11 protein-coding genes are annotated in these 12,935 nt (G+C 71.9%); 1 reads left to right on the top strand and 10 read right to left on the bottom strand.

What is annotated here, in order from left to right; all coding sequences use genetic code 11:
• Nucleotides 1-173 precede the first annotated feature (173 nt).
• The 9 genes from ACZ7L4_RS09200 to ACZ7L4_RS09160 form a co-directional block, all read right to left on the bottom strand.
• Nucleotides 174-1,031: an inositol monophosphatase family protein gene (locus ACZ7L4_RS09200; protein WP_472101083.1), complete on the bottom strand. Its 858-nt coding sequence runs from the start codon at nt 1,029-1,031 to the stop codon at nt 174-176.
• Nucleotides 1,032-1,129: 98 nt separating this feature from the next.
• The gene (locus ACZ7L4_RS09195) at nt 1,130-2,974 is read right to left on the bottom strand and encodes a gamma-glutamyltransferase family protein (RefSeq protein ID WP_472101081.1); all 1,845 of its coding nucleotides are present in this window, start codon (nt 2,972-2,974) and stop codon (nt 1,130-1,132) included.
• Nucleotides 2,975-2,982: 8 nt separating this feature from the next.
• The gene (locus tag ACZ7L4_RS09190; RefSeq protein WP_472101080.1) at nt 2,983-4,029 is read right to left on the bottom strand and encodes an ABC transporter ATP-binding protein; all 1,047 of its coding nucleotides are present in this window, start codon (nt 4,027-4,029) and stop codon (nt 2,983-2,985) included.
• Complete coding sequence (locus tag ACZ7L4_RS09185; protein ID WP_472101079.1) at nt 4,026-5,045, bottom strand: ABC transporter ATP-binding protein; 1,020 nt, start codon at nt 5,043-5,045, stop codon at nt 4,026-4,028. The genes ACZ7L4_RS09190 and ACZ7L4_RS09185 overlap by 4 nt, the downstream gene beginning before the upstream one ends.
• Nucleotides 5,042-5,908, bottom strand: a complete 867-nt coding sequence (locus ACZ7L4_RS09180; protein WP_472101976.1) for an ABC transporter permease — start codon at nt 5,906-5,908, stop codon at nt 5,042-5,044. The genes ACZ7L4_RS09185 and ACZ7L4_RS09180 overlap by 4 nt, the downstream gene beginning before the upstream one ends.
• Nucleotides 5,909-5,913: 5 nt before the next feature.
• Nucleotides 5,914-6,867 carry an ABC transporter permease gene (locus ACZ7L4_RS09175; protein ID WP_450817036.1) on the bottom strand — a complete coding sequence of 318 codons (954 nt, stop codon included), beginning with the start codon at nt 6,865-6,867 and terminating at the stop codon, nt 5,914-5,916.
• A 65-nt stretch (nt 6,868-6,932) separates the two neighbouring features.
• Nucleotides 6,933-8,501: an ABC transporter substrate-binding protein gene (locus ACZ7L4_RS09170; RefSeq protein WP_472101077.1), complete on the bottom strand. Its 1,569-nt coding sequence runs from the start codon at nt 8,499-8,501 to the stop codon at nt 6,933-6,935.
• Nucleotides 8,502-8,738: 237 nt separating this feature from the next.
• On the bottom strand, nt 8,739-10,232 hold the full coding sequence (locus ACZ7L4_RS09165; protein ID WP_472101075.1) for a sulfatase-like hydrolase/transferase: 1,494 nt from the start codon (nt 10,230-10,232) through the stop codon (nt 8,739-8,741).
• A gap of 1 nt (nt 10,233) precedes the next feature.
• Entirely contained in the window at nt 10,234-11,706 is a 1,473-nt protein-coding gene (locus ACZ7L4_RS09160) for an MFS transporter (RefSeq protein ID WP_472101073.1), read from the bottom strand.
• A 55-nt stretch (nt 11,707-11,761) separates the two neighbouring features.
• On the opposite strand from ACZ7L4_RS09160, the gene ACZ7L4_RS09155 reads away from it, so the two are divergent.
• Nucleotides 11,762-12,433 carry a TetR/AcrR family transcriptional regulator gene (locus ACZ7L4_RS09155; protein WP_472101071.1) on the top strand — a complete coding sequence of 224 codons (672 nt, stop codon included), beginning with the start codon at nt 11,762-11,764 and terminating at the stop codon, nt 12,431-12,433.
• On the opposite strand, the gene ACZ7L4_RS09150 is transcribed toward ACZ7L4_RS09155, so the two are convergent.
• Nucleotides 12,434-12,835, bottom strand: a complete 402-nt coding sequence (locus tag ACZ7L4_RS09150) for a cold-shock protein (protein ID WP_472101070.1) — start codon at nt 12,833-12,835, stop codon at nt 12,434-12,436.
• Nucleotides 12,836-12,935: the final 100 nt, after the last annotated feature.

Here is a 12,935-nt window from a genome sequence, read left to right as displayed (position 1 = left end):
CTCCTTTGTCAGCCGATGGCCACTGCCCGCACAGGATATGCCGGGCCACCGACAGCGCCGGTCCGCGGGTCGCCACACCCCGGAGCCCCATCAAGCCCCGCCGGCGATTGAGGCGCGGGGTCCGGGGCAGAGCCCCGAGTCCGCAACCACGGCGCCGGTCAACAGACCCCGGCTCAGCGCGCCAACAGTCCCGCCACCCGCTCCGCGGTGTCCGCGTCCCGCGCCGCGGTGAACGGCAGCGCGTTGCCGCCGCGGATCGAGAACGGCACCCCGTCACGCGTGAGGTGCGCGCCGCCGGCCTCCTCGACCAGCAGGATCCCGGCCGCGTGGTCCCAGGCCAGCTCCCAGCCGAAGGCGATGGCGTCGACGGCGCCCCGGGCGATGCCCAGGTACTCCAGGCCCGCGGAACCGCACGGGCGCGGCGCGACGCCGTCCGTGCGCAGGCCCAGCAGAGAGCGCTTCTGGGCGTCGGTCGTGAAGTCGGGGTGCGAGGTCGCGACCCGCAGGTCGGCGCCGGGCGCCGGGGGTCCGGCGTGCAGCACCTCGCCGTTGAGCCGCGCGCCGCGGCCGCGGACCGCCACGGCCATCTCGTCGAGCGCGGGCGCGTACGTCCAGGAGGCGAGCACCACGCCGTCCAGCGCGAGGGCGACGAGGGTGCAGAAGCCGGGGTCGCCGTGCACGAACTGGCGGGTGCCGTCGACCGGGTCGACGATCCACACCGGGGCGCTGCCCTGGATCGCCTCGTACGAGGCCGGGTCCGCGGCGACCGCTTCCTCGCCGACGACGACGGAGCCGGGCAGGAGGGCGGCGAGCTCGCGGGTGAGGTACTCCTCGGCGCGCTTGTCGGCGACCGTCACGAGGTCGTGCGGCGCGCTCTTCTCCTCGATCTCGTCGGCGTCGAGCCGCCGGAAGCGCGGGGTGATCTCGGCTGCCGCCGCGGCGCGGACGATGTCCTCGACGCCGGTCAGGAGCTTGTGGTTGATGTTCTGGCTCAGAAAGTCTTCGATGCTTTCCGTCTTCGTTTCGATCATGACTCCATGAGAACACACCCCACTGACAACGCCCCCACGGCAGGTGAACGGGAGGTGGCCCCCGGTTGATTTCCGGGGGCCACACGCAGCGTGACGGGTCAGCGACCGACCGCGTATCCCTGCATGCCGCGCGGGTTCGCCGCCGCCGACAGGACGCCGGTGCGCGGGTCGCGCGCGACCGCGCACAGCCGGCCCTCGGACCAGGCGTCGCCGACGGTCACGTCGTGACCGCGGCGGCGCAGCTCGGCGACGACCTCCGCGTCCATGCGGGACTCGACGGTGACCGAGCCGGGCCGCATGCCGCGCGGGAAGAAGGAGCCGGGGAACGAGTCGTTGTGCCAGTTCGGGGCGTCGATGGCGCCCTGCAGGTCGAGTCCGCCGCGCACCGCTCCACGCAGCGCCACCGCCAGGAAGAAGTGCACCTGCCACTGGTCCTGCTGGTCGCCTCCGGGGGTGCCGAAGGCCATCACAGGGACGCCGTCCTTCAGGGCGAGCGACGGGGTGAGCGTGGTGCGGGGGCGCTTGCCGGGCGTGAGCGAGTTCGGCAGGCCCTCCTCCAGCCAGGTCATCTGGAGGCGGGTGCCGAGCGGGAAGCCCAGCTCGGGGACGACCGGGTTGGACTGCAGCCAGCCGCCCGACGGCGTGGCGGCGACCATGTTGCCCCAGCGGTCGACGATGTCGATGTGGCAGGTGTCACCGCGGGTCAGCCCGTCCTCGCTCACGTCGGGCTCGCCCGGTACGGGGGACGTCGGGCTCTTGGCGACCGTCGGCTCGCCCGCGCCCGCGACGCCCATGGCGTCGAAGCCCTCCTCGCCGGAGGCGACGGCGTGGGCGTGCGCGCTCAGGCGCGGCTCGGCGCCGAGCGGGCTGCCCGGACGCAGCTCGTGGGAGGCCTTCTGCGGGTCGACGAGAGCGCGGCGCTCGGCGTTGTACGCGTCCGAGAGGAGCGCGTCGACCGGCACCTCGGCCGCGTCGCCGTACCAGGCCTCGCGGTCCGCCATCGCGAGCTTGCAGCCCTCGACGAGCAGGTGGACGTAGTCGGCCGACCCGTAGGCGGGCAGCTCTGGCGGGAGCAGGGCCAGCTGCTGGAGGAAGGCGGGGCCCTGGCTCCAGCCGCCGACCTTGCACAGCGTCCAGCCGTTCCAGTCGTACGTCGCCGGGGCCTCGTAGGAGGCCGACCAGCCGGCGAGGTCCTCGGCGGTCAGGGTGCCGACGTGGCGCTCGCCGCTGGTGTCCTTCGTGGGCCGCTGCGACTGGCGGACCAGGGCCTCGGCGATGAAGCCCTCGCGCCACACCGCCCGGGCGGCCTCGATCTGGGCGGCGCGGTCGGCGCCGCCGGTCTCCTCGGCCTCGGCTATGAGGCGCTTCCAGGTGGCGGCGAGCTGCCGGTTGCGCAGCAGCTCGCCGGGCTTCGGGGACTTGCCGTCGACCAGGTAGACCTCGGCGGACGAGGGCCACTCGGTCTCGAAGAGCTCGCGCACGGTCTCGACGGTCTCGCCGACGCGCTCCACGGGCGCGTGCCCGTCCTCGGCGTACCCGATGGCGTACTTGAGGACCTCGGCGAGCGTCTTGGTGCCGTGGTCCTTCAGGAGCAGCATCCAGGCGTCGAACGCGCCGGGCACGGCGGCCGCGAGCGGTCCGGTGCCGGGGACGAGGTCCAGGCCGAGGGACTTGTAGTGCGCGACGGTGGCGCCCGCCGGGGCCCCGCCCTGCCCGCACAGCACCCGCACCTCTCCCCCGGTCGGCGCCAGGATGATCGGCACCTCGCCCGCGGGCCCGTTCAGGTGCGGCTCGACGACGTGCAGCACGAAGCCGGCGGCGACGGCGGCGTCGTAGGCGTTGCCGCCGTCCTCCAGGACGGCCATCGCGGACTGGGAGGCGAGGTAGTGCGTGGAGGACACCATGCCGAAGGTGCCCTGGAGGGTCGGGCGGGTGGTGAACAAGGAGGCTCCTAGCTGGTGGCGGTGCGGGTGTTGGGGATCGTACGAGACGCTGCCGACTGCGCCTCCGGGGGCGCTGCCGCGTCCGGGGCCGTGCCGTCCTCGGCGACGAGGTGGCAGGAGACCTCGCGGCCGCCGTCCAGGGTGCGCAGCGCCGGGACTTCGGTGCGGCAGCGGTCGACGGCGAGCGGGCAGCGCGTGTGGAAGCGGCAGCCGGCGGGCGGCGCCAGCGGGCTGGGCAGCTCGCCGCTGAGGACGATGCGCTCGCGGCTGCGCTGCGTGGCCGGGTCCGGGACGGGCGCGGCCGAGAGCAGCGCCTGCGTGTACGGGTGCTTGGGGTCGGCGAACAGCTCGCGCGTGGGGGCCTGTTCGACGATCTGGCCGAGGTACATGACGGCGATCCGGTCGGCGAGGTACTCGACGGCCGCGAGGTCGTGCGTGATGAACAGGCAGCCGAAGCCGCGGTCGCGCTGCAGGTCGGCCAGCAGGTTGAGGACGGAGGCCTGCACGGAGACGTCGAGCGCGGAGGTCGGCTCGTCGGCGATCAGCAGATCCGGTTCGACGGACAGGGCGCGGGCGATGGAGATGCGCTGGCGCTGGCCGCCGGAGAGTTCGTGCGGGTGCCGGTCGGCGTGCTCGGGGCGCAGTCCCACCTGGTCGAGGAGTTCGGCCACACGCGCGCGTGCCGCCTCGCCCTTCGCGATGCCGTGCAGCTTGAGCGGCTCGGCGACGATCTGGCCGACCGTCATCCGCGGGTCGAGCGAGGACGACGGGTCCTGGAACACCAGGTGGAAGTCCTTGCGCAGGGGCCGCAGGGCGCGCCGCGACATGGTGGTCACGTCGGTGCCGTTGATGCGGACGGTGCCGCCGGTCGGCTCGTCGAGGCGGACGGCGCAGCGGCCGACGGTCGACTTGCCGCTGCCGGACTCGCCGACGAGGCCGACGACCTCGCCGCGCCCGACGCTCAGCGTGACGCCGTCGGCGGCGCGCACGGTGCCGCCGGAACCGGCGAAGTGACGCTCCAGTTCGATGAGTTCAAGCACGGGCGCGGTGCTCATGACGCGGTCTCCTGGAGGGTGTGCGGGTGCCAGCAGGCGGCGCGGTGCGGGGCGTCGGCCCCGGCGTCCGCGGCGACGGCCTTGAGGCCGGGGCGGCTCGACGTACAGGTGTCGTCGGCGCGGGCGCAGCGCGGCGCGAACGTGCAGGCGTCGGGCTGGGAGTCGAGGCTCGGCACGAGGCCGGGGATCTCCGGCAGCCGCCGCTTGCCCTCGCCGCCGGGGCGGAGCACGGCGGAGAGGAGTCCGCGCGTGTACGGGTGCTTGGGGTCGTCGAACAGCTCGTCCACCGGGGCCTGTTCGACGGGGCGGCCCGCGTACATGACGAGCACGCGGTCGGCGGTGTCGGCGACCACGCCGAGGTCGTGCGTGATGAGGACGATGGCCGTGCCGAGGCGCTCGCGCAGCGACTGGAGCACCTCCAGGATGCCCGCCTGCACGGTCACGTCGAGCGCGGTCGTCGGCTCGTCGGCGATGAGGACGGCGGGGTCGCAGGCCACCGCGATGGCGATCATGACGCGCTGGCGCATGCCGCCGGACAGCTGGTGCGGGTACTCGTCGACGCGCTCGGCCGGGGCGGGGATGCCGACGAGGTCGAGGAGTTCGACGGCACGCGCGCGTGCCTGCTTCTTGGTCAGGCCCTGGTGGCGGCGGAGCACCTCGCCGATCTGCCGCCCGATGGTGAGCACCGGGTTCAGGGACGTCATCGGCTCCTGGAAGATCATCGCGATGTCGTTGCCGCGGATCTTCCCGTACGCCTTGTCGTCCGCGCCCGCGAGCTCCTTGTCGCCGATCCGGACGGACCCGGTGATGTGCGCGGTGGGCGGCAGCAGGCCCATGACGGCCATGGAGGTGACGGACTTCCCGCAGCCCGACTCCCCCACCACGGCGAGCACTTCACCGGCGCGCAGGTCGAAGGAGACCTGGTCGACGGCGTGCACGGTGCGGGTGTCGGAGCGGAAGGACACCGACAGGTCCCGGACGCTGAGAACGGGTTCGGTGGACACAGGGGCGCTCATCGGGTCGCTCCACGGGGGTCGAGGACGTCGCGCAGGCCGTCGCCGAGCAGGTTGAACGCCAGCGTCGCGGCGACGACCGCGAGGCCGGGGAACACCGCCATCCAGGGCGCCTGCGCGAGGAAGGACTGGGCGGAGGACAGCATCACGCCGAGGGACGGCTCGGGCGGCTGCACGCCGAGGCCGAGGAAGCTGAGCAGGGCCTCGCCGATGATGGCGGTGGGGATGCCCACGGTGGCCTGCACGATCAGCGCCGAGGTGGCGTTGGGCAGGATGTGCCGGAACAGGATGGTGCCGTCACCGCCGCCGTTGGCGACGGCCGCGGCCACGTAGTCGACGTGCTTGAGGCGCAGCGTCTCGGCGCGGGAGATGCGGATGACGGCCGGGATCTGCGAGATGCCGATCGCGATGGTCGCGTTGGTGAGCGAGGGGCCGAGGACGGCGGCGAGGCCGACGGCGAGCACCAGGAACGGGAAGGCGAGCATCGTGTCGGTGACGCGGGAGACGACGCTGTCGGCGACCTTGCCGTAATACCCGGCGAGCAGCCCGAGCGGGACGCCGACGACGAACGCGAGGACGACCGCGAGCACGCCGACTTGCATCGAGGCGCGGGCCCCGAACACGACGCGGGACAGCTGGTCGCGCCCCAGGTCGTCGGTGCCCAGCCAGTGCGCCCAGCTCGGCGCGGCGAGCACGTCGTCGAAGTTGGCGCGCGACGGGTCGTACGGGGCGACCAGCGGCGCGAACAGCGCGGCGAGCACGAAGACCGCGGCGATGACGGCGCCGGTCATGGCGAGCTTGTTCTTGCGCAGGGCGCGCAGCTTGGGGTTCCCGGCGGCCCGGGCGCGTATTCCTGTGAGAGCCAGCGTGGTCACCGGGCACCTCCGAGCCGGATGCGCGGGTCGATGACCGAGTACGCCACGTCGACCAGCAGGTTGATGAAGATGTACGCGAACGACGTGCACAGCACCACGCCCTGCAGCGTCGCGTAGTCGCGGGTGAAGACGGCGTCGATGGTGAGCTTGCCGAAGCCCGGGAGCACGAAGATCTGCTCAGTGACGACCGCGCCGGAGATCAGGTGGCCGAGCTGGAGGCCGAGCACGGTGACGACGGTGACGAGCGAGTTGCGCAGCGCGTGCCCGCCGACCACCTCGCGGCGCGAGAGGCCCTTGGCGCGCGCCGTGCGCACGTAGTCCGCGGAGAGCGAGTCGAGCATCGCGGCGCGGGTCTGACGCATGACGACGGCGGCGAGCCCGGAGCCGAGGACGATCGCGGGCAGCACCATGCGGCGCAGGTTGTCGATCGGGTCGGTGCCGAACGGCACGAAGCCGGAGGCCGCGAAGACCGGCACGGCGATCGCGAAGGCGAGGACCAGGACGATGCCGAGCCAGAACGTCGGCACCGAAAGACCGAGCAGGGCAAGGGCGTTGGCGATCCACTCGGCCGTCTTGCCGCGCCGCACGGCGGCGACGACACCGGCGCCGACCCCGAGGACGATCGCCAACAGCAGGGAGAGCGCGGCGAGTTCGAGGGTGACGGGCAGCGCCTGCGCGATGGCGTCGGAGACCGGGAGGCCGGTGCGCGAGGAGTTGCCCAGGTCGCCCTGGAGGGCGTGCCCGATGAACCGGCCGTACTGGACGACGATGTTGTCGTCGAGCCCGTACGCGGCGCGGATCGCGGCCAGCGCCTTCGGGCTGCGCTCCTCACCGGCGAGGGCGAGCGCCGGGTCGCCGGGCAGCGCGCGGATGCCGGCGAACACGACGACCGACACGAGGAACATCGTGATGACGGACTGCCGGATCCGGGTGAGCACGTACTTGGCCATCGGGTGCCCGGCGAGCAGCCCGGCCTTCTTCAACGTGGGCTTCTTGACAGCCACTTGAGCGGTCGTCACTTGACGTACCCCGCATCCTTGACTCGGACGAGGCCGTCGCCGAAGACGCGCAGGCCCGCGACGTCCTGCCCGGTGACGACGTAGTTCTTCTGGCGGTAGAGGTAGATCAGGGTGTGCTCGGCGTTCACCTTGCGGATCAGCTCGGCGTAGATCTTGTCGCGGGCGGCGGGGTCGGACTCGGTGCGGCCGCGCTTGATCAGCTCGTCGATCTTCGGGTTGCCGAGGCCGTAGGCGTTCATCGCACCCTTGGTCTGCAGGAAGCTGGCGATGTTGCCGTCGGGGTCGAGGCGTCCGGACCAGCCGCTCTGGAAGGCCTGGTAGTGGCCGTCGTCGGTCTCCTCGAGCATGGTGGCGTACTCGGTCGGGCGCAGGGTGAGCGCGAAGCCGGCGTCCTTGACCATCGCCTGGATGACCTGGCCGATACGGCTCCACTCCGGCGTCGTGGGGATCTTCAGCTCGACGTGCACGGCGCCCTTGACGCCCGCCGCCTTCAGCAGCTTCTTGGCCTTGGGGACATCGCGCTTCGGGCACTCGGACGCCTTGACGCCGGGCGCGATCGCGGAGGCCGGGGACATCGGGCCGCAGGCGGGCTCGTACATGCCCTGGAAGGCGACCTTGTTGATGAGGTCGCGGTCGATGGCCAGCTCGAAGGCCTCGCGGACGCGGACGTCCTTCGCCATCGGGGTGTCGACCTTGCCGGGCGCCTGGCCGAGGCCCTTGACGTTGCCGACGTTGATGCCGATGCCCTGGTAGCCGAGCGAGGGCGAGTTGAAGAGTCGCAGCTTGTTGTCGGTGAGGGCGCTCTTCACGTCGACCGGGACCATCTGGTCGCCGACCTGGACGTCGCCGGAGCGCAGGTTGGCGAGGCGGACGCTGCCGTCGGGGATCGGCTTGTAGATCACCTTGTCCAGGTGGACGTCCTTGGCGTCGTAGTAGTTCGGGTCCTTGGCGACGACGATGCGGTCGCCGCCGACGCGCTCCACGAACCGGAAGGGGCCCACGCAGGACGGGTGGTTGGTGAAGTTCTTGCCGTACTTCTTGAGCGCGGTCGGCGACATCACCATGCCGGAGCGGTCGGCGAGCACGGCGGTCAGCGGCACGTACGGCTGCTTGAGGGTGAGCTTCACGCTGTACGGGCCCGTGGCCTCGGCCGACTTCAGCGGGGTCAGCTCGGTGGCACGGGCGGAGCCCGACAGGTCGCGGTGGCGCAGCAGGGAGGTGACGACGGCGTCGGCGTTCAGCTTCGTGCCGTCGCTGAACTTCGCGTCCTTGCGCACGTCGAAGGTGACGGTGCGGCCGTCCTTCGAGACCTCGGGCTGCCGGGTCGCGAGCTGCGGGACGACCTTGCCCTGCTCGTCGACGTCGTAGAGCTTCTCGCACATGCCGGCGAAGACGGTGCGGCCCACGAGGGTCTGGGCGAGGGTCGGGTCGAGCTTGTCGGGGTCGGCGTTGAGGGCCACGGTCAGCGTTCCGCCGTCCCGGACCGGACGGTTGTCGGTCATCCGCTCCCCGCCCACCTCCGTGGCCGAGGACTGCAAGGAACCGCAGCCCGACAAAGTGGACATCGCCAGGACAATTGCCGTCACGGCAACCGCTGTTCGGCGCACGAGGGCGTACCTCCGCCAGGGATGAGGGGTGGGCGATCGGTGAGCGATCAAGGAATACGGCAGAACGTATTTCGCATACAGTCCGCACACAAGGGGGTTGTCCGGGATCCGGACAACCCTTGGTGAAGATTGGATAACCCCGAGCGGCAAAAGGGATTCCACGCCCACAAATTGCCCCGCCCACTGACCCGTCGGTCAGGCCGGCGGAGCGAATTCCTCCCCTTCCACTTCGCGCAGCTTCCCGAACCGCTCCCGGAGCTCCGCCCGGCGTGCCCGGTCCATGGCGAGATTCACCAGCTCGCCCGGATCCTCCTGGAGGTCGTACAGCTCGTGGTCGTTGTCGTCGAAGTCGGCGTCCGGGCCGTAGAGCATCGTCGAGGGCTCCGGCCGCTCGCCCAGGTCGGCGGGGAGCCCGCCGCCGACGCCGAAGTAGCGGGCGTACTTGAACCGGCCGTCGAACATGCCGCGCACCGCGTACCGGGTCTGCTGGATCCGGCGGGTGTGCGTGGCCTCGTGCGCGAACAGCACGTAGTCGCGCACCGAGGCGGCCTGGTCCCGGAACACGGGCGTGAGGTCCACGCCGCGGAACGAGTCGGGCGCGGGCACCCCAGCGAGCGCGCAGATCGTCGAGGCGAGGTCGACGTGCGAGGCGAGCGAGCCGCTGACCGTGCCGGGGCGGGTGACCCCCGGCGCCTTCACGTAGCAGGGCACGCGCATGATCTCGTCGTAGACGAAGGGCCCCTTGGAGCGCAGGCCGTGGCCGCCGCACATGTCGCCGTGGTCGGACGTGAAGATGACGACCGTGTCGTCCCAGCCGCCGGACTCCTCCAGGGCGCCGAGGACCTTGCCCAGGGACTCGTCGGCGAGGCGGTGCAGCTGGGCGTAGTAGTCGAGCTGGCGCAGCCACGCGCCCTTGTCGGCGGGGTCGATGCGGCCGTACAGGCTGTGCTGCTGGTCGTGGCGCCACTGCCGCTGGGTGTCCGGCTTGGTGTGCAGATCGTCGTCGAAGTTCGCGGGCAGCTCGCTGAACACCTCGTCGTAGTCCCGCTCGTACGGCGGGATCGCCTGCCCGCCGCCCCAGTCGCCGTCGAGGAACTGGCGGATGAACTCCATCGTGCGGGGGTGCGCGCGCTGGTACTCCGGCTGGTCGATCGGGTACCACATCACGTCGTGCGGATTGACGAGCGCGACAGTCAGGAACCAGGGGTCGGGGGCGTCGGCGTTGCGGCGCAGCCAGTGCGCGGCGTTGTCCGCGATGACCGGGTCGAAGTGCACGCCGGTGCCCGCGAGGCCCATGAAGTGGTGGTCGTTGCCGTCCCAGTCCCCGTAGCCGTACGCCTCCATGTCGGGCCGCGCCGAGCGGGACAGATGCCACTTGCCGATGTACGAGGACCGGTAGCCGGCCCCGCGCAGCGCGCCGCCGATGGTGGTGACGGCCGGGTCGAGCTCCGGCTGCCAGGGGAAGATGACGTTCTCGGCGACCTGGTGCTGGGTGACGTACTGGCCGGTCATCATCGTGGCCCGAGAGGGCGAGCAGGGCGAGGAGTGCGTCCAGTAGTTCGTGAACTCCATGCCTTCGGCCAGCAGCCGCTCGCGCCAGGGGAGTTCGACCGTGGCCGGCAGCCAGTCGCGCTGGCGCTCCTGGTCGGAGACGACGAGGAGGATGTTGGGCCGGTGAGGTTGGGACATGTCAACCTTCCTTGTTCGCCAGGGAGTTGGTCGCGCGCGGGGCGGCGCCCACGCCGCCTGTCGCCGGGGTCCGGCCGTGCCGCATGAGGACGGCGACGGCCAGGGCCATCGCGGCGAAGCCCGCCGCCACCAGGAACGCGGCGACGTAGCCCGACTCGGCGTAGAGGATCTCGTCGCCCGCCGCCGGACCTTCGAGGACGTGCTGGGCGAGCACGGCGCCGAGCACCGTCACACCCGTGGCGTTGCCGAGATTGTTGGCGACGCCCATCATTCCGGCGCCGACACCCGTGTGTGTCGCGGGCACGGCCTCGACGACGAGGTTCGACACGGACACGAAGAAGAACCCGAAGCCGACGCCCGCGAACACCGCCGCGAGCAGGATGTGCCACACCTGCGTGTGCAGCACCGACAGGAGCGCCGCGCCCGTGGCGAGGCAGCCGAGCGCGACGACGAGGCCGGTGCGCGGCGCGTGCCGCCGCGCGAGCAGCCCGCCGAGCGGACCGCCCACCGCGCTCAACAACCCTTGCGGGACAAGGAAGACGGCGACGCCGAGCGGCGCCATCCCGAGCCCGAACCCGGTGTCCTTCGGGGTCTGCACAAGCTGCGGCAGGGCGAGCGCCTGCCCGCCGATCCCCACGGAGCCGCCGAACGCGGCGAGCAGCGTCCAGCGCAGCGCGGGCCCCGCGAGCAGCCGCAGGTCGATCAGCGGATGCGCGGCATGCAGCTCGCACACCACGAACAGGGCGAGCAGCACACACGCACCCACGGCCACCGCGATCAGCCGGCCCGAGCCCCACCCCCACCGGCCGCCCTGCCCCACCGCGAGCAGCACGCCCGCGGCGCCGCACCCGAAGAGCAGTCCCCCGGCCACGTCCACGCGCCGCCGCAGCCGTACCCCGGACTCGGGGAACGTGGCGACGACGAGCGGTGTGAGCACCACCGCGTACAGCAGGCAGAACCAGAAGATCGCCCGGAAGCCGAAGGCCTGCGTGAGCGCCCCGCCGACGACCGGGCCCACGATGACGCTGAATCCGATGCCGGTGGTGATCGCGCCCATCGCCACCGGCACGATCCGCACCGGGAACACGTCGCGGATCAGCCCGTACGCGGCCGGGGCGATGACCATGGCGACGCCCTGCACCGCCCGGCCCACGAGGAACACGGGAAAGCTCGGCGCGAGGGCGCACACCAGCGAGCCGACCGCGAAGGCGCCCGCCGCGCACACGATCACCCGCTTCTTGCCGTGCCCGTCCGCGACCTTGCCGAGCAGCGGCTGCGCCACCACTCCGACGAGACTCACGACGGTGAGCGTCCAGCCGATCGACGGGGTGCGGAACTCGGCCGCCATGTGCTGCAACGCCGGGTAGACCAGGGAGAGTTCGAGCGCGACGACCTCGGTGAGCAGGATCAGCGGGACGAGCCGCAGGACGTACGCGGCGGTGCTGCGGCCTTCGATGCGCGACGTGTCGGTCACGGAAACGTCTTAACGCGCTTGCGTTAAACAAGCAAGACACGCGACACTCCTCGCCATGGCCCCCGCGAACACGAACGCGAACTCGAAGGCGAACACGAACGCGACCGGAACACGACGCCGCCTCATCGACGTGGCGGAGCGCCTCTTCGCCGAACAGGGCATCCACGCCACGTCACTTCGGGAGATCGCCGCGGCGGCGGACCAGCGCAACACGTCCGCGGTCGCCTACCACTTCGGCACGAAGCGGGGCCTGATCGACGCGATCTACGAGGAGCGGCTCACGGTCACCACGGCGCGTCAGCTGGAGCTGTTGGAGGCGGTCGACGCGCAGGGCCGGGGCGAGGAACTGCGGGCGCTCACCGGGGTGTTGGTGCGCCCGATGGTCGAGCGCCTGGAGGACCCGGAGCGGCCCAGCTGGTTCCTGCGGTTCGTCGTCAACGCCATGTACGTCGAGGGCATCGCGCCGACCGATCTGCGGGCGCACCCGTGGACGCGCGGCCTGCTGCGGCTGCACTCCCGGATCACGCGCTGCATGCCCGAACTCCCGGGCCGCGTACGGGAGAACCGGTGGGACTTCTTCATCGGCCTGCTGCTGCACACCCTCGCCCAGCGCGAGCGGGCGCTGCAGGCCGGGGCCGACCCCGGCGAGCCGCTCCTGCTCGCGGCCGACCTCGTCGACGCGGGGGTGGCGGTGCTCACCGCCGAGGTGTCCCGGAGCCCGTGGTGATCAGCTGTCCACCCAGCCGTGCTTGCGGCCGCTCTGCACCAACTCCCGGCGGATGGCCAGGATCTGTTCTCCCGTCAGGGACGGGGCGGAGCGCAGCAGCAGCTCCGTGACCTCGTTGGTGAACTCGTCGACGCGCAGCACGTCGCAGAGCACGTCGTCGCCGTCGGCCGCGTGCCGTCCGGGCGCGGGGGCCGAGGCGCCCTCGGCGAGCTGGACCGAGGAGGCCTTGGGCCCGCGGTCGCCCTCCTCGATGTCGAAGGAGACCTTGAGGCCCGTGCGGATGTACGACTCGGGGATCAGGAGGTCGTTCACATGCAGGAAGACGTCCTCGCCGCCGTCGTCCGGCGCGATGAACCCATAACCGCGCGCTCCGTCGAAGCGCACCACACGACCAGCTACCACGCCGACCCCCAACCACCTCGGCGGACCCGGTGCCCGCAGCCTCCAACAACGTTTGCGGATCCTACCGGTCCGCCCCCGCGAACCCACGGACCCGCCGCGG

The sequence above is a fragment of the Streptomyces sp. NPDC107575 genome, from assembly GCF_055657265.1.
This window is presented reverse-complemented; position numbering and strand designations above follow the sequence as displayed.